This is a genomic window from Corynebacterium halotolerans YIM 70093 = DSM 44683, assembly GCF_000341345.1.
GTDB classification, from domain to species: Bacteria; Actinomycetota; Actinomycetes; order Mycobacteriales; family Mycobacteriaceae; genus Corynebacterium; species Corynebacterium halotolerans.
The window spans coordinates 2,974,981-2,994,482 of the sequence record NC_020302.1 but is presented as its reverse complement, the minus strand read 5'-3'; the positions used below and the strand labels follow the sequence as shown (position 1 = coordinate 2,994,482).

Below are 19,502 nucleotides of genomic sequence, written 5' to 3'. Positions count from 1 at the left end.
TCTCCCCGGTGCCGGTTGGTGAGGGTGGGCATGGAAAGGGCCCGGCCCCCACGTTGTGGGGACCGGGCCGTGGCCCGGGATGGTCACTCCTTGACGGAGTAGCCCGCCTCGATGATGGCCTCGATGACGTCGTCATCGGTGAAGCCCTCGCCGGAGACCGCGACGCGGCCCTGCTCGACGTGGGCCTCGACGTCGAAGACGCCGTTGATCTCGCCGACCTCCTCCTCGACGGAGGCCTTGCAGTGCGCGCAGGTCATGCCTTCGACCGTGTAGTTCTTGGTGACGGATGCCATGGGGGTCCTTTCGGTGGGGTGTCGCGGGGTTTTGGCGTACTGCCCCGTTTCCCCTTGATGCTATACCCCACGGGGGTACGCGTTCAATGGGGAGGCGGGATACGGTCCCGTCACCACTGCATCATTGCTTGACCGCGTAACCGGCCTCCTTGACGGCGGCGATGATGTCGTCGTCGCTGAAGCCTTCGCCGGTGACGGTCACACGACCGCTCTCCAGGTCGACATCCACACCCTGGGTGCCCATGACCTCGCTGATCTCCTCCTCAACGGAGGCCTTGCAGTGGTCGCAGGTCATGCCCTCGACGATGTAGTTCTTGGTCATTGATGCGTTCCTTTCTGCGGCCAGTTACTCCCGCCCCGGGAATAAGCGGCCACCGGGTACCGTTGTGCGGGACAAGGCCTTAAGTGGTCCTTGCGCATGACCTTACAAACAACACGTCAGGAGTATCCCTTGGCCACCATCGATGTAACTGAAGACACATTCGAGCAGACCGTTACGGGGGAGGGCATCGTCCTCGTCGACGCCTGGGCCTCCTGGTGCGGTCCCTGCCGCCAGTTCGCCCCGACCTACGAGGCGGCCTCTGAGAAGCACCAGGACGCGACCTTCGCGAAGCTCGACACCGAGGCCAACCAGAACCTCTCCGCCGCGCTCGAGATCCAGTCCATCCCGACGCTGATGATCTTCCGCGACGGCATCATGGTCTACCGCGACGCCGGTGCCCTGCCGCCCGCCGCCCTCGAGGACCTCATCGGCCAGGTCAAGGGTCTGGACATGGAGGACGTCCGCCGTCAGATCGACGAGGCGAACGCCGCCCGCGACGCCGGCCAGAACTAGCCGAACCTCCCGTGGCCCGGCACGCCCGCCCCAGGGGGTGCCGGGCTTCGTCATGCCTGCCGACGCCCGAGCGGCCCCGTCCCGGCTCCCGATCCCCCGGCGACGCATCCGTGTTCTCCGTAGACTGGGGGAAAACACACGGACCGTTCAGCGTCTCCGCGATCCTCCAGAAAGTGAGCTTGACGACATGGCTAACCCGTTCAGCAAGGGCTGGAAATACCTGATGGCCTCCTTCGACCAGAAGATTGACCAGAACGCCGATCCGAAGGTCCAGATCCAGCAGGCCACCGACGCCGCCAAGAAGCAGCACCAGCAGATCACCGAGCACGCTGCCTCGATCATCGGCAACAAGCGGCAGCTGGAGATGAAGATCGACCGTCTGCGCAAGTCCCAGGAGGAGCACCAGCAGCAGGCCCGCACCGCCATCCAGGCCGCCGACAAGGCCGCCCAGGAGGGGGATGCCGCCAAGGCGCAGGAGCTGAGCAACACCGCGGAGATCTTCGCCTCCCAGCTCGTCGCCGTCGAGCAGCAGCTCGAGGAGGCCACGGCGATGCACAGCCAGGCCACCCAGGCCGCCGAGCAGGCCCAGCAGCAGCAGAAGGAATCCGAGATGCGGCTCAAGGAGCAGCTCTCCCAGATCGACCAGCTGCGCGCCCAGGCCGATCAGGCCGCCATGCAGGAGACCGCCAGCCAGGCCATGGACTCCATGAACTCCCTCAAGCCGGATGACAGCGTGCCGACGCTCGACTCGGTGCGCGACAAGATCGAGCGCCGCTACGCCGACGCGCTCGGCGCCCAGGAGCTGACCCAGAACTCGGTCGGTGGCCGCATGAGCGAGATCGCCCAGGCCGGCACCGACATGAAGGCCTCCGCCCGCCTCGCCGAGATCCGCGCCCAGCTCGGCGATTCCGGCACCAGCGGTGAGATCACCACCGGGGCGGGCGAGGACGCCGGAAAGACGGCCGACAAGGCGGTCGAGGCGGACAAGACCTCCGGGGCCGCGGAGCCCACGGAGGCCGCCGGGGGCGACAAGAAGGACCGGGGGAACAAGGATGCCGGTGCCGCGGATGCCGGGGCCGACGTTCCCGAGGCCGAGGTGGTCGAGGAGACCGCGCCGGAGCCTGAGGACAGGAAGTAGCCACCGGCCCCCGCGGCCGGACGGGGCTCAGTCCGGCGCGCCGGGGGCGGGGCGGGAGCTACTGTTCGCGGCGGATATTGATGAGCACGCCACGGATGCCGGAGTGGAAACCGTCGCGCAGATTCACCCGCTGATGCTCACTGAGGGTGTACTCGTGCAGCGTCTCACAGGCGAACTGCAGCAGTGGACGGTCGATCTCCGGGGGCAGTCCACCGCCGGAGAGCAGATGCGCCTGATCACGCTGATCATTCGTGGCGGCGTTGTCGTACCACCAGGTCGCGTACTGCTGACCCACATCGAAGGGGGTCTGGAACCCGGCGGAGGACCACACCTCCTCGGGCAGCGGCACGTAGCGGGACCGCAGCTTCCTGCGCGGGGCCATCATCGAGGGCTTTGGCGCGGAAGGCTTGGGGGAGGGCTTGGGGGCGGCCGGTTTCGGGGCCTCCCTGGCCACCTGTTCCTCCACGTCGGAAGGGGTGGGGGATGTCGGCAGGTTCCCGTCGGCGCCGGGCTCCGCCTGGGCGTCGGACGCGAGGTCCGGCGTCGTCGGCTGGCTGACCAGGCCCGGCTCGGCCGGTAGGGCGGGCTCCGAGACATGTGCCTCGCCCCCGGCAGGGGAATCGGAGGTCCCTGAGGGTTCGGTTCCGTTCGTCCGGGCCGGTTCCGAGGTCGGGGGAGTGGCGCCGGGCGAACCGGGCCGGGTCGGGTGCACCGCGCTGTCCGGGACGAGAGTGGGGCCGGGTTCCTCGGGCGGCTCGGCATCGCCCAGCGGCCGCGAGCGCACCACCGGCGGCAGGGGGCCCTCGAGCACCTGCAGCTGCATCGCGTCCGCGAAGTCCTCGCGTGGGTCGAGGATGGTGGTGGTGTCGCAGGCGTGGCGCAGTGCCGAGGACATCGAGTCCCAGCCGAAACCGTAGAGATGGACGCGCACGCCCGCACCGGTGGCCTCCTGCACGCCGGGGATCATGTCGGCGTCGCCGGAGACCAGCACGAAGTCGCAGACCTGCTGCTGGACCGCCGCGACCACCATGTCGGCGACCAGCCGGGTGTCCACGGCCTTCTGGGTGCGGCGCTCGCCCCACTCAATGAGCTGGCCCGCGCGCAGCTGCACACCGTCGCAGGTGCGCAGGGCGCGCTGGTAGCGGTGCGGCCCGGAATCGGGGATGCCGTCGTACCAGAGTTGGCGGTGGATCGGCTGATGGAGCTGATTCTGAATCATGTTGCCGAGGACGGCGACGACCTCGGGCAGGTCAATCTCTAACTGGGATCGGGCGCCCGTTTCCCATGAGTTGTAAAAGCTCGCAAGGAGATAAGAGGTGTCCACAAAGACGAGTGTGCGTTCAAGCATGGCTCCTAATTTCCGTATCTGTTCGTGGTTTTAAACGAGTTTTCTTTACACAAGCATGCCTTACCGCATGCGCGAACGTCGATAGTGCACACCATTTCAGCTGCGCAACTGCTTTCCCCGATCCGGACGACGGAACTGAGAAGTATTGCCCATGGTCACCATTGGCCCTATGGTTAGTTACAGAACCAACTAACCAACTAGCCAAGGGGAGAGAATGGACGACACCGCCGCCCCGCTCTTCCGGCAGATCGCCGCCCTCGTCGAGGATTCGATCGTCGACGGCACGCTCGTCGCCGGCGAGCGCGCCCCCTCGACCAATGAGCTCGCCGTCTTCCACAACATCAATCCCGCCACCGCGCGCAAGGGCCTGACCCTTCTCGTGGAGACCGGGGTGCTGGCGAAGCGGCGTGGCATCGGCATGTTCGTCACGTCTGACGCCCGGGAGAAGGTCCTGGCCCGCCGCCGTGACGAGTTCGCCGCCTCCTACCTCGCCCCGCTCATCGACGAGGCCGTCAAGCTCGACCTCAGTCGCGCCGACATCCACGAACTCATCGACGCCGTCGCAGAAAGCCGAGGACTCTACCAATGACCGTGCCCGATACCCCCGTCGTGGCCGCCTGCGGCCTGACCAAGAACTACAAGGGCAAGAAGGTGCTCACCGGCCTGAGCTTCGAGCTCGCCGAGGGGCGTCTGCACGGTCTCCTCGGCCGCAACGGCACCGGTAAATCCACCCTGCTGGGCCTGCTCGCCGGACAGATCCGGAGCAGTGGCGGGAAGCTGCAGGTGTTCGGCAAAGCCCCCTTCGACAACGCGCGCGTGATGGACCAGGTCGCCTACACCGGCATCGACGTGCCCTATCCGGCCGCCTGGAGCCTGCGGGAGATCACCCGGGCAGCGGAATTGCGGTACCCGAACTGGGATGCCGCGGCCGCCCAGCGGCTCGCCGAGGACTTCGGCTTCGACAACCGTACCCGCCGTTACACCCGCTACGGGGAACTCTCCCGGGGCCAGCGCTCCATGATCGGCATCATCGTCGGACTGGCGGCCCGCGCCCCGCTCACCCTGCTCGACGAGCCGTACCTGGGGCTCGACGTCCACAACCGCGAGCTGTTCTACTCGGCCCTGCTACGGGAGGTGGAGGGGCACCCGCGAACCGTCGTGCTCGCCACCCACCACATCGAGGAATCCGCGAAGCTGCTCGACAACTTCCTCTTCCTCGGCCGCGACGGAAAGCTCGTCCACCAGTTCAGCGCCGATGACCTCGACGACGCCTATGTCCTGGTCTCCGGCACGAGCCTGCCGCGCATCGACGCCGCGCTGGCCCGTTCGGAGGTCGCCGGCCGCACCCGGGTGCTCGCCCCGCGCGAGGCGGTGGCGGGCATGCGGCTGGGTGGGGCCTCAGTCGAGGCGGCCGACCTCAACCAGGTCATCCCCGCACTGCTGGAGGAGGTGTGATCATGGCGGCACCGACATTCCTGCGCTCCTCCCGCCGATTCCTCAGCCCGCAGTTCAACAGTGAGGGCAGCACCTGGGGCTCGGGGGTCGCTGGCATCGGCTTCGTCGCGTACCTCCTCCTGAACAACCTGCTCATTGAGGTGGGGGATAACCCACTCATCATGATTGCCTACGTTGTGGCCCTGTACGCCTACCTCACCGTCATTCTCTCCGGTGATCGGCGCATGTACCGGGCCCTCGGCATGAACCGCACCCGGGCGGTGCTCCAGCAGGCGTGGATTTCCGGACCGCTGTCGCTCCTGCTGCTGGTGGGGTTCATTGTGCTGTGGGACTTCCCCACCCTGCTGCTGGGGATCGGAGTGGTCACTGTTGTGTTCGCGGTCGACCTGGCGGTCACCGCCCGCCTGTGCAGCGGCGAACGCAGCGACGCGGGGACGGCGCAGGTCGGTTTCCTGCGCAGTCCGGGGGCCCGCGACAGCCTGATCCGGCGACTGATCTGGGCGCCTCTCGCGCGGACGGCCCTGCCGATGGGTCTGGTCGCGGGCCTGGTGGTGGCAGGGGCCGGGCGGATCCACCTGGAGAGCACCGAGATTGTGTTGCTGATCGTCGGAGTGCTCCTCATCTACCTCGTCCCCGCTCACGCCTACCTCAACGCCAGTGCCTCCGCGGGCACCTGGCAGGCCTTCGGGCTGACACGACGGCGGTGGGCCGAGCAGGTGACCCTCGCGGCCGTCGTCACGCAGTTGCTGGCCTGGCTCCTCGCGTGGGCAGTGGTGGCGGTTCTGGCCAGGGTCGGTTTCACCGACGCCGGTCTCCCCGGCCGCCTGGTGGTGCCGGTGCTCGGCCTGGCCATTCTGCTGGCTGGCTTGAACGCGGTGACTGCCGCTGGCGCTGGATTCGACGCCCCCAGCGGGTACTTGGCCGTCTACCCCGCCGCGGCAGGCGTCCTGGTCCTGAACCTCAGCGTCCCGGTGCTGACGGCGGTGGCTGCTCAGGTCGTGGTCGGACTCCTGCTGTTGATCGCCGCCATCTGGATGCAGGTCCACTTCACCCAGGGCAGGCGCGGCGGAGGTCGCGCAATCCTCGACACCCGAAAATTCGCAGAATGACAGGAGGTCCACTCATGACCCCACCTTTGATCCACGCCGAGGGGCTCACCGCCGGCTACCCGAAGGGCGGAGACGTCCTGCAAGGCCTGACCTTCAGCCTCGGATCCGGCCTTGTCCACGGGCTCATCGGCCCCAACGGTGCCGGCAAGACCACCCTGCTACGCGTGCTCGCCGGCCAACTCCAGCACAACGGTGACGTACGCGTCTTCGACACCGACCCCTTCGACGAGCCGGCCGTGATGGACCGGACAGTCCTCGCTGGCATCGACGCCCCATTGCCCGACGGCTGGTCGGTGAAGAAGCTGCTGGCCGTGGGTGCTGCCCGTTACCGGGGCTGGAACGGGAGGCGCGCCGAGGAACTCGTCGAACGTTTCGACCTGCCACAGAAGAAGAGCTACATGTCTCTGTCCCGGGGCCAGAAGTCCGCCGCCTCCCTGGTGCTGGCGTGCGCCTCCGGCTGTGAGCTGCTGCTGCTCGACGAGCCGTACCTCGGACTCGACGTCGAGAAGCGTGAGGAGTTCTACCGGATTCTGCGCGAGGAGATGGAGCGGCAGCCACGGACCATCGTCCTGTCCACTCACCACCTCCACGAATCGGAGAAACTGCTGGACACCGTGCTCTTCATCGACGCGGGGCGCGTGCACATCAACGGTCCCGCGCAGGACCTCGCCGAGCAGATTCTGGAGATCGTCGGTCCCGCCGACGACGTCGACCGCGTGCTCAACCGCCTGGGCCCGGTGCCGGAGCTGCGCCGCGACGAGATGTCCATCGGACGGCGCAGCGTCATCGACCTGCGTGGCCGGCCGCAGCTTGCCGACGCCGTGTTCGACACCGCCCGGCAGGTCAGCGGGCGCGTGCGCGTCTCCGAGGTCACGCTCGAGCAGGTAGTCCTGGCGATGAGCGGGGAGGAACGATGAACCGCACCACACATGAGGTAGCGCTGTTCCGCCAGCTGGCGCTGAACCCAAATAACGTCATCATGCTGGTGATCGGGGTCGTCATGGCACTCATGGCGACCACTGCGGACAGCGGCTGGCAGCACTGGTTCTTCACCCTGCTGGTCGTCTCGTACCTGCTGATCTGCAGGCCCAACTTCAGTGACTACCGAGCGCTGAATCTGAGCCGCTCGCAGTGGGTCCGGCACAAGCGGCTGATGGTGGTCCTGTACGCCGCCGTACTGCTGGCAACCGTCACCCTCGTGGAGATACTGACCCCGGAAGCCCTGGCGTGGCCGGTGACCAGCGGAGTGGTGGCGGCGACGGGCTGGCAGCTGCTCTGCCGTCCTCGTCCGAGTGATTCCTGGGCGGGAAACGTCACGGCCCGAGACACGGATGAGGAGGCGGCAATCCTGAAATGGTTGCCGCCGACCCCGGTCAATCAGATCCTCCGGGGCATGCAGTTGAGAATCTGGGCAGCGACCTGGTTTTCCTTCCTCGTCGTGGTTCTTCTGATCAGCCTGGTAACCGGATACTTCGGTGAACTGATGTGGATGCAGGGCACAACGGTGATCATCGTCATGGGATTGTTCGTGTCTGGTCCGTTGATGAAGGTCATCGGCACTTCCCTGGATGAGTGGGTTGCCTTCGGCGGGACACGACACACGTGGGCACGAGAGACTGCACTCCTTGGGTTGACGGGGCCGGTGGTGGTGGCGATCTTCTCCCCGATCTTCGTCCTGCTCCCCGGTCTTGACCAGGCAGCAGAGGCGATCACCATTCTGTTCTCCGTGGCACTGCTCCTTCCGATCCTGGTGATCCTCCTCGAATTGAGTGACAGGAACCGGATCTGGTGGGTGAGCCTTCCATTCACCGCTGTCGCGTTCGTTGCCGTGGCGCTCCGGATCCGGGAGAACATCGGCAATCCGGGCTTCCTTCTTCTGCTGGTTCTCCTGTATCTCGCATTTGCTCTGGCGCTTCCTTCAATCACCCGCAGACACGTCGTCTTCACTGCCGGCCTACGGGGATGGCTCGGATTGACCCTCGGAGAACGGAATCGATGAACAGCTCCAGGGGATTCAAGGAGGATGGCAATTTCGGTGGTGGAGCCGAAGCGTCGAAACCAAGGATGAACTGCGGATTTGTGGAAAATCGGCGGCCTGTGTAACTTTATGTGAGTCAGCGAGACCGACAACGCCCCGCCGGGTGGAACATTCCGGTGAGATGGCGGACAGGAAAACAGTCGCTGGTGATCATGGAAGAGGCTTCCGGGTGCGGAATTGACTTCGGTTGGTTCGGTCGAGTAAGTTTCTTCAAGCCGCTTGGGAACAAGCCCGATGAGATCGGGTGCGGGACGGGTGTGCGGATGTTGTGTGAGAACTCAATAGTGTGCCAATGTACTTTTTATTTTTGTCTGTGACGTTGGTTGTGTCGTCGGTTGCCCGGCCGGCCGGTCCCTGTGGGGATGGGTTGGTGGGTGCGTGCCGGGTGGCCTTTCGGAAATGGGGCCACTGTAAAGAAATGACACCATCTTTTGTGGTGGTGTGTGTTTCCGGTGCGTGGACGTGCAACACAATTTGGTTGCGGATGCCGGCCCTTGTTTTCAGCCCCGTCGGGTGTGGGGGTCGGTGGAAGTTTATGCAGTAAAATTATTTTGGACAATCATGAGCGCCATGGCTTTCGGGTCGTGGTGTGCTGGTTGTTCGTTTTGTTGGGTTCGGGCTTTCTACGCCTGGAAACATCCCTTCTTGAGACGGGTCTTGTGCTTGTTTTGAGGTTTGTTTTTTGTGGAGAGTTTGATCCTGGCTCAGGACGAACGCTGGCGGCGTGCTTAACACATGCAAGTCGAACGGAAAGGCCCCTTCGGGGGTACTCGAGTGGCGAACGGGTGAGTAACACGTGGGTGATCTGCCCCGCACTTCGGGATAAGCCTGGGAAACTGGGTCTAATACCGGATAGGACCTTCCTTTAGCGTGGAAGGTGGAAAGTTTTTTCGGTGTGGGATGAGCTCGCGGCCTATCAGCTGGTTGGTGGGGTAATGGCCTACCAAGGCGTCGACGGGTAGCCGGCCTGAGAGGGTGGACGGCCACATTGGGACTGAGATACGGCCCAGACTCCTACGGGAGGCAGCAGTGGGGAATATTGCACAATGGGCGCAAGCCTGATGCAGCGACGCCGCGTGGGGGATGACGGCCTTCGGGTTGTAAACCCCTTTCGCCCACGACGAAGCGTAAGTGACGGTAGTGGGATAAGAAGCACCGGCTAACTACGTGCCAGCAGCCGCGGTAATACGTAGGGTGCGAGCGTTGTCCGGAATTACTGGGCGTAAAGAGCTCGTAGGTGGTTTGTCGCGTCGTCTGTGAAATTCCGGGGCTCAACTCCGGGCGTGCAGGCGATACGGGCATAACTTGAGTGCTGTAGGGGAGACTGGAATTCCTGGTGTAGCGGTGAAATGCGCAGATATCAGGAGGAACACCGATGGCGAAGGCAGGTCTCTGGGCAGTAACTGACGCTGAGGAGCGAAAGCATGGGTAGCGAACAGGATTAGATACCCTGGTAGTCCATGCCGTAAACGGTGGGCGCTAGGTGTAGGGGACTTCCACGTCTTCTGTGCCGTAGCTAACGCATTAAGCGCCCCGCCTGGGGAGTACGGCCGCAAGGCTAAAACTCAAAGGAATTGACGGGGGCCCGCACAAGCGGCGGAGCATGTGGATTAATTCGATGCAACGCGAAGAACCTTACCTGGGCTTGACATACACCGGACCGGGCCAGAGATGGTCCTTCCCTTGTGGCCGGTGTACAGGTGGTGCATGGTTGTCGTCAGCTCGTGTCGTGAGATGTTGGGTTAAGTCCCGCAACGAGCGCAACCCTTGTCTTATGTTGCCAGCACGTGATGGTGGGGACTCATGAGAGACTGCCGGGGTCAACTCGGAGGAAGGTGGGGATGACGTCAAATCATCATGCCCCTTATGTCCAGGGCTTCACACATGCTACAATGGTCGGTACAGCAGGTCGCGAACCCGTGAGGGTGAGCCAATCCTCGTTAAAGCCGGCCTCAGTTCGGATTGGGGTCTGCAACTCGACCCCATGAAGTCGGAGTCGCTAGTAATCGCAGATCAGCAACGCTGCGGTGAATACGTTCCCGGGCCTTGTACACACCGCCCGTCACGTCATGAAAGTTGGTAACACCCGAAGCCAGCGGCCCAACCGGTTTACCGGAGGGAGCTGTCGAAGGTGGGATCGGCGATTGGGACGAAGTCGTAACAAGGTAGCCGTACCGGAAGGTGCGGCTGGATCACCTCCTTTCTAAGGAGCATAAACAAGTCGGCCCGCGCGGTAGCGCAGGTCGCGTATCGCTGGTTGGTGGTCACGAGTGTTGACCCGCCGGCACTATCAATCGGGTGGACACGCACCCCACGACCCACAGATGGTTGTGGCGGGGTGGCCGCACGGGCAGGACCGGTGGAGCAGGCGGAAATAAATGAGTGGGTATGTTGGCATGCTGTTGGGTGTCTGGGGCAACATTGTCCTGACTGACCATCCGTGACCGCACCTGTGGGGAGTGTTTCTCCTTCTGGGTGTGGGGTGGGTGGTGTGTTGTGTGAGAACTGTATAGTGGACGCGAGCATCTTTATTTTTCTGGTGTTTTTTGTTGTGAGTATGTTGTATCCCGCACGCGCCCCGGTGGGGTGTGTGTGGTGTGTGTTTGTGTAAGGGCACATGGTGGATGCCTTGGCATGCTGGGCCGATGAAGGACGTGAGAGGCTGCGTTATGCCTCGGGGAGCTGCCAACTGAGCGTTGATCCGAGGATGTCCGAATGGGGAAACCCGGCCACCGTTGTGGGTGGTCACCCGATCATGAATTCATAGTGGTTGTGGAGGGTCACGCGGGGAAGTGAAACATCTCAGTACCCGCAGGAGAAGAAAATAATAATGATTCCGCTAGTAGTGGCGAGCGAACGTGGAGGATGGCTAAACCGTGTGTGTGTGATACCTGGCAGGGGTTGCGCATGCGGTGTTGTGGGGTTCCATGTGTCGGGTCTGCCAGCCCGGCGTCGGTGGTCGTGTGGTGAGCGGAAGTGGTCTGGGATGGCCCACGGAACAGGGTGAGAGTCCCGTACGTGAACATCATGCGGTGCTGATTGTGGTGTCCCCGAGTAGCAGCGGGCTCGTGAAATCTGCTGTGAATCTGCCGGGACCACCCGGTAAGCCTGAATACCCAGTGTGACCGATAGCGGATAGTACCGTGAGGGAATGGTGAAAAGTACCCCGGGAGGGGAGTGAAATAGTACCTGAAACCATGTGCTTACAATCCGTCAGAGCACCATTAAAGGTGTGATGGCGTGCCTTTTGAAGAATGAGCCTGCGAGTCAGCGGCATGTCGCGAGATTAACCCGTGTGTGGGGTAGTCGTAGCGAAAGCGAATCCTAACAAGGGTGACCATAGTGGCATGTCCTGGACCCGAAGCGGGGTGATCTACCCATGGCCAGTGTGAAGCGACGGTAAGACGTCGTGGAGGCGCGAACCCACTTAGGTTGAAAACTGAGGGGATGAGTTGTGGGTAGGGGTGAAAGGCCAATCAAACTCCGTGATAGCTGGTTCTCCCCGAAATGCATTTAGGTGCAGCGTTGTGTGATGCTTGCCGGAGGTAGAGCTACTGGTTGGTTGAGCGGGACTACCATCTTAGCAATGTCAGCCAAACTCCGAATGCCGGTTTCAAGTTAGCGCAGCAGTGAGACTGTGGGGGATAAGCTTCATAGTCGAGAGGGAAACAGCCCAGATCGCCGGCTAAGGCCCCTAAGCGTGTACTAAGTGGAAAAGGATGTGGGATCGCGACGACAGCCAGGAGGTTGGCTTAGAAGCAGCCATCCTTGAAAGAGTGCGTAATAGCTCACTGGTCGAGTGGTCCTGCGCCGACAATTCAGTGGGGCTCAAGTACACCGCCGAAGCCGCGGCATAAACATTGTTTATGGGTAGGGGAGCGTCGTGCACGGGGTGAAGCGGTACCGTGAGGAGCCGTGGACTGTGTGCGAGTGAGAATGCAGGCATGAGTAACGAATTGACAAGTGAGAATCTTGTCCGCCGGATGACCAAGGGTTCCTGGGTCAAGTTCGTCTTCCCAGGGTGAGTCGGGACCTAAGGCGAGGCCGACAGGCGTAGTCGATGGACAACGGGTTGATATTCCCGTACCCGTGTGTGCGCGCCCGTGGTGAATCAGTGATACTAACCACCCACAAACCCAATCATCACCTTCGGGTGGTGGTCGGGGGCGTGCGTGGGGCCTGAGCTGGTAGTAGCCAAGTGATGGGGTGACGCAGTGGGGTAGCCGAGCCACTGATTGGATTGTGGTGTAAGCGTGTAGGGCCGGTGGTAGGCAAATCCGCCACCGATCAATGCCTGAGGCGTGATGCGTAACCCATATTGGGTGATGTCGGTGATCCCGTGCTGTCGAGAAAAGCCTCTAGCGAGTGCACATACGGCCCGTACCCCAAACCGACACAGGTGGTCAGGTAGAGAATACTAAGGCGTTCGGGTGAACTGTGGTTAAGGAACTCGGCAAAATGCCCCCGTAACTTCGGGAGAAGGGGGGCCACCACCGGTGACGGGAGCTAGCCTCCGTGAGCTGGTGGTGGTCGCAGAGAATAGAGGGAAGCGACTGTTTATTAAAAACACAGGTCCGTGCGAAGACGATAAGTTGAGGTATACGGACTGACGCCTGCCCGGTGCTGGAAGGTTAAGAGGACCTGTTAGGACCCTTGTGGTCCGAAGCGGAGAATTTAAGCCCCAGTAAACGGCGGTGGTAACTATAACCATCCTAAGGTAGCGAAATTCCTTGTCGGGTAAGTTCCGACCTGCACGAATGGCGTAACGACTTCCCTGCTGTCTCAACCACAGGCCCGGTGAAATTGCAGTACGAGTAAAGATGCTCGTTACGCGCGGCAGGACGAAAAGACCCCGGGACCTTCACTACAGCTTGGTATTGGTGTTCGGTTCGGTTTGTGTAGGATAGGTGGGAGACTGTGAACACACCACGCCAGTGGTGTGGGAGTCGTTGTTGAAATACCACTCTGATCGGATTGGACACCTCAACCTTGGCCCATGATCTGGGTCGGGGACAGTGCCTGGTGGGTAGTTTAACTGGGGCGGTTGCCTCCTAAAGAGTAACGGAGGCGCCCAAAGGTTCCCTCAGCCTGGTTGGCAATCAGGTGGCGAGTGTAAGTGCACAAGGGAGCTTGACTGTGAGACTGACAGGTCGAGCAGGGACGAAAGTCGGGACTAGTGATCCGGCACCTACTCGTGGATGTGGTGTCGCTCAACGGATAAAAGGTACCCCGGGGATAACAGGCTGATCTTCCCCAAGAGTTCATATCGACGGGATGGTTTGGCACCTCGATGTCGGCTCGTCGCATCCTGGGGCTGGAGTAGGTCCCAAGGGTTGGGCTGTTCGCCCATTAAAGCGGCACGCGAGCTGGGTTTAGAACGTCGTGAGACAGTTCGGTCTCTATCCGCCGCGCGCGTGGAAACCTGAGAAAGGCTGTCCCTAGTACGAGAGGACCGGGACGGACGTACCTCTAGTGTGCCAGTTGTCCCGCCAGGGGCACGGCTGGTTGGCTACGTACGGAAGGGATAACCGCTGAAAGCATCTAAGCGGGAAGCCTGTTTCAAGATGAGGTTTCATCAATCAGGCCCCCCACAGACGATGGGGTTGATAGGCCAGAACTGGAACCACCGCAAGGTGAGGAGGTGACTGGTACTAATCGGCCGACAAAACACACACAACCCCCACACGGGGATTGGATGTGCACCCACGCAACGAACCTGAAAACATGTTCGCGTCCACTATGCAGTATCTGACACAACACGTCAGGACCCCACCACGGGGCCCCACGACTGTGTCGGTGGTTGATAGCGGCAGGGACACGCCCGGACCCATTCCGAACCCGGAAGCTAAGCCTGCCCGCGCTGATGGTACTGCACCCGGGAGGGTGTGGGAGAGTAAGTTACCGCCGACCAAAAACAAAACAACAACTAAATACTGAGACAAAGAGGGAGAGCGGCCACCGTACGGTGACCGCTCTCCCTCTTTGTCGTTTCTACGGTCCTCGGGGATCCGGGCCGAAGCCGGCCTCCGGAAGCTCCTGTGGGATCTCAGAGCCGGCGGGAGACGAAGCGGCGCGCCTCCCCGGAGAGGGGATCGGTGAACTCGAGGGAGCGGGCGATCAGGTGCATGGGCACGGCCATGTCCTCTTCCGCCTCGGAGTAAATCCGGGGATAGACGGGATCCCCGAGGATGGGGACGCCGGCGGCCCACATGTGGAGCCGCAGCTGGTGCGTACGTCCGGTCTCCGGTCGCAGGACATACCTCGCCTGCCGCTCGAGCGGCCCGTGCACGGACTCCATCGCCGTCTGCTCGTCATCGGTGAGCGGCACGACGTCGGCAAGCGTGGTGCGGGCATTGGGTTCGCCGTCGACGATGTAACCCTGAATCTCACCGGGGGTCTTCACCATGCGTGACGCCCACTCCAGGGGGGTCGTGGCAGCCAGGGCGGTGTCGTGGCGGGCGATGGCCTCGTAGGTCTTCGTCACCTGACGCTCGGCGAAGAGCCGTTGATAGGCGCCGCGAACCTCCGGACGGACGGTGAACACCAGCACCCCGGAAGTCAGGCGGTCGAGCCGGTGGGCGGGGGAGAGCTCCTGGATGCCGGTCGAACGGCGGAGACGCACGGTGACGGTCTCCGTGATGTGGCGGCCGCGCGGCATGGTGGCCAGATACGGAGGCTTGTCCACCACGATGAGGTCCTCGTCCCGGTGGATGATTCCGATCTCATGGGGCACCGTGGGCTCTGGCGCCGGCATGCGGTAGAAGTACACGTCCCAGCCGGGCTGCACGAGGGTCTCCGGGGTCAGTGGCTCCCCGGAGCGCAGGACGACCTCGCGGGCGTCGAAACGTGCCTGCAGTGCCGCCAGGTCGTCGTCCGGGTGGCGGTGACGCTGGGTCGCGATGAGTCGTCCGACCATATCCCACGCGGAGGTGGGGGCGGCGTCCTCAGGCAGGCGTGCCCGGGTCGCGTTCAGGCCGTCACGGATCGGCAGAGGTGTCCTCTTTCCCCGCTGGTGTACTAATCTATTGCCCATGAACTTTGATGAAATTCTCGCTCCGATGGTTGATTTCTCCTCCGACGGTATCGGCGCCATTCTCGCCCAGATCGGGGAGATCCTGTACACGATCCTCTACCCGGCGAACGCCGATCCGGCCACACCGGTAGAAATCCCGGAGTAGGCCCGGGCCTCCGCGGAGAGAGCTGGATGAGCCCAGCGTAGCCGGTGCCCATTCGGGCGCCGGCAGTGGTCTTTTCGGGGTGGGGGCGCATGCTGGCTGGTTGTAACCACTGATGGAAACCTGTGGCTCCCGGTATAATCAGTAGATGTACAGGGTCGCCCCCGGACCGCGGCCGACACCGGTGCCGCCCGGGAGACACCACAGCCACGTCCACCCACACGAAAGGGCGATCGAGATGACCAGGGAAGATATCGTAGTCGTCGCAGTTGATGGCTCCGCCGCCTCACACAATGCGGTGCGCTGGGCCGCGAACACGGCCAACAAGCGGGGCATCCCGCTGCGCCTGGCCTCCAGCTACACCATGCCGCAGTTCCTCTACGCCGAGGGCATGGTGCCCCCGCAGGAGCTGTTCGATGACCTCCAGTCGGAGACGATGGAGAAGATCGACGAGGCGCGCGAGATCGCCTATCAGATCGCCCCGGACCTCAAGATCGGCCACACCATCGCCGAGGGCTCCCCGATCGACATGCTGCTGGAGATGTCCCGTGACGTCACCATGATCGTCATGGGCTCCCGCGGCCTCGGCGGTCTGTCCGGCATGGTCATGGGTTCGGTCTCCGCCTCCGTGGTCTCCCACGCGTCCTGCCCGGTAGTCGTCGTGCGTGAGGACAACGACGTCACCGAGGACTCGAAGTACGGTCCCGTCGTCATCGGTGTCGACGGTTCCGAGGTGTCCCAGAAGGCCACCGAGATCGCCTTCGCTGAGGCCGACGCCCGCGGTGCCGAGCTCATCGCCGTCCACACCTGGATGGACATGCAGGTCCAGGCCTCCCTCGCCGGTCTCTCCGCCGCCCAGCAGCAGTGGGAGGAGGTCGAGCGGGAGCAGACCGAGATGCTCGCCGAGCAGCTCGCCCCGCTGACCGAGCAGTACCCCGAGGTTCCGGTCAAGAAGATCATCACCCGCGACCGGCCGGTCCGCGCGCTCTGCGAGCAGGCCGACGGCGCACAGCTCCTCATCGTCGGCTCCCACGGACGCGGTGGCTTCAAGGGCATGCTCCTGGGCTCCACCTCGCGTGCACTGCTGCAGTCCGCCCCGTGTCCGATGATGGTCGTCCGCCCCGAGAGTCTGTAACCCCCCGCTTGCCGACGCCCGCTCCCGCCTGGCGCGAGAGCGGGCCTTGTCGTCCCCGTTTCCCTGACTTTCCACTTCGACCTGCACCACTGCAGTTTTCCCTCACTTATGCCACACTGGTCACATGACCATATGTGATACGTGTCGCAGCAGGTCATACGTCCGTTAGCCATGAAGGGCGGAGAAAGTAACCTCACGGAAGTTAGGAGAACACAATGCTCGGACTGGGAATCATTGGATGGATCATCATCGGCGGGCTGGCCGGGTGGATCGCCTCCAAGATCAAGGGCACTGATGCCCAGCAGGGTATCCTGCTCAACATCGTGGTCGGTGTGGTGGGTGGCCTGCTCGGTGGTTGGCTGCTCAGCCTCTTCGACGTGGACGTCGCGGGAGGCGGGCTGATCTTCAGCTTCCTCACCTGTCTCCTCGGCGCCGTCATCCTGCTCACCATCGTCCGGATGGTACGCAGATAACCTGACCTGACCTTTAGCGATACGATGCCCGCTCGCCCCGCAACCGGGGGAGCGGGCATTGTCATGGAGCTTCCGGGTTCCGGAGCAGTTTCACTGCAGCGGGCGTCGTCATGTGCGCGGGCCCTCCGACGGCGGGCCGGATCAAATGAAACGTACCGGTTTGTCTATATTGGGTAGGAGGAATCGTCCGGCGCAGGGCGAGGTAACCGAAGCACGAGCAGAAAGGACGGGAACGCCGTGGCCGCAGGCACCGCCAGGAAGAAGACGAGTAGCCGTCGCCGCAACCGGCCCAGTCCGCGCCAGCGGCTGCTCGACTCCGCCACCAACCTCTTCACCTCCGAGGGCATCCGGGTCATCGGCATCGACCGCATCCTCCGTGAGGCGGACGTCGCGAAGGCGTCCCTGTACTCGCTCTTCGGTTCCAAGGACGCGCTCGTGATCGCGTACCTGGAGAACCTCGACGAGCAGTACCGTCAGGCCTGGATCGAGCGGACGCAGGGCGTGACGGACGCGGAGGAGAAGATCCTCGCCTTCTTCGACCAGGCGATCGAGGAGGAACCCGCGAAGGACTACCGCGGCTCACACTTCCAGAACGCCGCCAACGAGTACCCGAAGCCGGAGACCGAGTCCGAGCAGGGCATCGTCTCCGCCGTCATGGAGCACCGCCGCTGGATGCACCAGACGATGACGGACCTGCTGACCGCCAAGAACGGCTATCCCTCGGCCACCCAGGCCAATCAGTTGCTCATCTTCCTGGACGGTGGCCTGGCCGGTGCCAGGCTGCTGCGCGACACCGCCCCGCTGGAAACCGCGCGCGATCTGGCCCGGCAGCTGCTGTCCGCCCCGCCGGCGGACTATTCGATCTGACGCTCCGGGCGCTGTCCGCCGTCGTCGCTGTCACCGGGTTCGCGGCCGACGACACCCGACTCGGCCACGCCGCGGTCCGGCTCGGCTGATCTCCCGACGGTCGGGGTCGGCTCCTGGTCCGCCTCGTCCTCCGCCCCGGCCGCCGTGCTCGCGGTGCTCTCCATGGCCTCCGTGGATTCTGTGGATTCGGTGGATTCCGTGATCTCGGCCCCGGTGGGGTCGTCCGGGGTGGCCCCGTCCCCGCCCTGCTGCTGTTTCCCCTCGCGCTCGGCCTTCTTGGCGCGGCGCTTCTCCCGGTTCAGCTGCAGGCGGGCGGCCTGCTTGGCCTTGCGGATCTTCTTGCGCTCGGCCTTCTCTGCTTCCTTCGCCTCCTGCCGCGCCTCCCGGTCCGCAGCCAGCTCGCGGCGGATTTCCCCGAGCCTCCACGGCTGCACCAGCGCCCGCAGCCGCAGTCGGCGCAGGTGCCACTTGTGGGCCCGCTTGGCCCGCAGTGCCTCCTTCACGACGCCACGGCGCTCCCTGTGGTGGGTGATGTGCTCCTCCTGCAGCGGCATCGTGCGTGCCAGCGCGACCTGGGCGATGGCGTTCTGGACCAGGGTCCACAGGTTGTTGGCGAACCAGTAGAGGATGACCGCCACCGGGACCGGACCGAACAGGCCGAGGCACAGCAGCAGGACGGGCACGAAGATGGCCAGGACGATGATGAACTTCTGCAGCCCGCGGGACAGGCTCGAGTCCCAGTCGAGGGTCTGCAGACTCCGGGTGATCGACAGCACCATGTTCAGGGTGGTGAAGACGATCGCGAGCAGCAGGAAGGGCAGGATGAAGTCGCGGACCCCGCCGCTGGTGGTACCGAGTGCGGCGAGCTGCTCCTGCGGCATCGCGATGTAGGCCGGCAGGGGCACACCGCCGACGCGGGCGTCGAGGAAGGACCTGATCTCATCCGCGGTGAGGAATCCGATGTGGGTGTCCGGGGCGACCTCCAGGCCCCCGGAGGGGCGGGCCATCCGCAGGAGAACCTGATAGAGGCCGAGGAACGTGGGGATCTGGATGAGCGCCGGCACGCAACCGGCGGACGGCCGGTAGTTGTATCTCTGGTGCAGTTCCTTCTCTGCGGCCGCGTGCGCGGCAACGGACTCCTTGTCCGTGGCCTTCGCGTACTTCTCGGCCAGCGCGGCCTTCTCCGGGCGCATGAGCACAGCGGTACGACCGGAACGGATCATCACCCAGTAGAACGGGGCGATGAGCGCCCGGACGGTGACCACCAGTCCGAAGATCGAGATCAGCCACGCCCGCGAGTCCTCCATCCCGAACGCGTCGTGCAGCAGCATGTGCCAGAGCTTCATGACGCCCGACACCGGGTAGATGAATATTTCCAGCACGGTGGCGCTCAACCATCCTTCACGTTCGGGTGGACCAGGTTCCTCGGGTGGACCGCCGACAGGGCGGGAGATGTTGAATTACCCAGTTGATGGTACGTCGCACACCCTCCCCGAACGGAACTGGACGCCACCACCCGGCCGTCGCCGCACCCCGACCCGGAATCCACCGGGTTCCCACCGGGGCGCACCTGCTCTTCGCCGTCCCCCGGGGCGACCCGCCCAACCCCCTCCTCCGGACCGTGCCGACACCGCCG

General features: G+C 63.6%; 16 protein-coding genes and 3 rRNA genes. 14 read left to right on the top strand and 5 right to left on the bottom strand.

Annotated features, from left to right (window positions below):
* Positions 1-83: 83 nt before the first annotated feature.
* On the bottom strand, positions 84-293 hold the full coding sequence (locus A605_RS13650; RefSeq protein WP_015402095.1) for a heavy-metal-associated domain-containing protein: 210 nt from the start codon (positions 291-293) through the stop codon (positions 84-86).
* A 121-nt stretch (positions 294-414) separates the two neighbouring features.
* Positions 415-615 (bottom strand): heavy-metal-associated domain-containing protein, encoded by a 201-nt coding sequence (locus A605_RS13645; protein WP_015402094.1) that lies wholly within the window; start codon positions 613-615, stop codon positions 415-417.
* Between the two features lie 129 nt (positions 616-744).
* On the opposite strand from A605_RS13645, the gene trxA reads away from it, so the two are divergent.
* Positions 745-1,128: a thioredoxin gene (gene trxA / locus A605_RS13640; protein ID WP_015402093.1), complete on the top strand. Its 384-nt coding sequence runs from the start codon at positions 745-747 to the stop codon at positions 1,126-1,128.
* 187 nt (positions 1,129-1,315) lie between these two features.
* A complete protein-coding gene (locus tag A605_RS13635; RefSeq protein WP_015402092.1) occupies positions 1,316-2,266 on the top strand; it encodes a PspA/IM30 family protein in 951 nt (316 codons plus the stop codon).
* A 58-nt stretch (positions 2,267-2,324) separates the two neighbouring features.
* Here the strand turns inward: A605_RS13635 and A605_RS13630 are convergent, their stop codons facing one another.
* Complete coding sequence (locus A605_RS13630) at positions 2,325-3,614, bottom strand: NYN domain-containing protein (RefSeq protein ID WP_027004362.1); 1,290 nt, start codon at positions 3,612-3,614, stop codon at positions 2,325-2,327.
* Positions 3,615-3,828: 214 nt separating this feature from the next.
* On the opposite strand from A605_RS13630, the gene A605_RS13625 reads away from it, so the two are divergent.
* The 8 genes from A605_RS13625 to rrf all read left to right on the top strand — a co-directional run bounded on the left by A605_RS13625 (position 3,829) and on the right by rrf (position 14,126).
* Positions 3,829-4,203 carry a GntR family transcriptional regulator gene (locus tag A605_RS13625; RefSeq protein ID WP_015402090.1) on the top strand — a complete coding sequence of 125 codons (375 nt, stop codon included), beginning with the start codon at positions 3,829-3,831 and terminating at the stop codon, positions 4,201-4,203.
* Complete coding sequence (locus tag A605_RS13620; RefSeq protein WP_015402089.1) at positions 4,200-5,069, top strand: ATP-binding cassette domain-containing protein; 870 nt, start codon at positions 4,200-4,202, stop codon at positions 5,067-5,069. Before A605_RS13625 ends, A605_RS13620 begins: the two co-directional genes overlap by 4 nt.
* Before the next feature lie 2 nt (positions 5,070-5,071).
* Positions 5,072-6,178 carry a hypothetical protein gene (locus A605_RS13615; RefSeq protein ID WP_034990790.1) on the top strand — a complete coding sequence of 369 codons (1,107 nt, stop codon included), beginning with the start codon at positions 5,072-5,074 and terminating at the stop codon, positions 6,176-6,178.
* Positions 6,179-6,192: 14 nt separating this feature from the next.
* A complete protein-coding gene (locus A605_RS13610) occupies positions 6,193-7,095 on the top strand; it encodes an AAA family ATPase (RefSeq protein ID WP_081602145.1) in 903 nt (300 codons plus the stop codon).
* The gene (locus tag A605_RS13605) at positions 7,092-8,177 is read left to right on the top strand and encodes a hypothetical protein (protein WP_015402086.1); all 1,086 of its coding nucleotides are present in this window, start codon (positions 7,092-7,094) and stop codon (positions 8,175-8,177) included. The genes A605_RS13610 and A605_RS13605 overlap by 4 nt, the downstream gene beginning before the upstream one ends.
* Before the next feature lie 720 nt (positions 8,178-8,897).
* Positions 8,898-10,419, top strand: a 16S ribosomal RNA gene (locus tag A605_RS13600).
* Between the two features lie 393 nt (positions 10,420-10,812).
* Positions 10,813-13,892: ribosomal RNA gene (locus tag A605_RS13595) — 23S ribosomal RNA — on the top strand.
* Positions 13,893-14,008: 116 nt separating this feature from the next.
* Positions 14,009-14,126: ribosomal RNA gene (gene rrf, locus A605_RS13590) — 5S ribosomal RNA — on the top strand.
* The 16S, 23S and 5S rRNA genes sit together here, the layout of an rRNA operon.
* A 136-nt stretch (positions 14,127-14,262) precedes the next feature.
* Here the strand turns inward: rrf and A605_RS13585 are convergent.
* Positions 14,263-15,249: a pseudouridine synthase gene (locus A605_RS13585; protein WP_027004425.1), complete on the bottom strand. Its 987-nt coding sequence runs from the start codon at positions 15,247-15,249 to the stop codon at positions 14,263-14,265.
* Between A605_RS13585 and A605_RS15665 the strand changes: the two genes are divergently transcribed.
* The 4 genes from A605_RS15665 (at position 15,248) to A605_RS13570 (ending at position 17,866) form a co-directional block, all read left to right on the top strand.
* Positions 15,248-15,394, top strand: coding sequence for a hypothetical protein (locus A605_RS15665; protein WP_169331444.1), 147 nt, complete (start codon positions 15,248-15,250; stop codon positions 15,392-15,394). The two genes, A605_RS13585 and A605_RS15665, sit on opposite strands and share 2 nt — an antisense overlap.
* A gap of 235 nt (positions 15,395-15,629) precedes the next feature.
* The gene (locus tag A605_RS13580) at positions 15,630-16,526 is read left to right on the top strand and encodes a universal stress protein (protein WP_015402084.1); all 897 of its coding nucleotides are present in this window, start codon (positions 15,630-15,632) and stop codon (positions 16,524-16,526) included.
* 215 nt (positions 16,527-16,741) lie between these two features.
* A complete protein-coding gene (locus A605_RS13575) occupies positions 16,742-16,999 on the top strand; it encodes a GlsB/YeaQ/YmgE family stress response membrane protein (protein ID WP_015402083.1) in 258 nt (85 codons plus the stop codon).
* A gap of 237 nt (positions 17,000-17,236) precedes the next feature.
* On the top strand, positions 17,237-17,866 hold the full coding sequence (locus A605_RS13570) for a TetR/AcrR family transcriptional regulator (protein ID WP_015402082.1): 630 nt from the start codon (positions 17,237-17,239) through the stop codon (positions 17,864-17,866).
* On the opposite strand, the gene yidC is transcribed toward A605_RS13570, so the two are convergent.
* The gene (yidC, locus tag A605_RS13565) at positions 17,854-19,260 is read right to left on the bottom strand and encodes a membrane protein insertase YidC (protein WP_015402081.1); all 1,407 of its coding nucleotides are present in this window, start codon (positions 19,258-19,260) and stop codon (positions 17,854-17,856) included. The two genes, A605_RS13570 and yidC, sit on opposite strands and share 13 nt — an antisense overlap.
* Positions 19,261-19,502 lie beyond the last annotated feature (242 nt).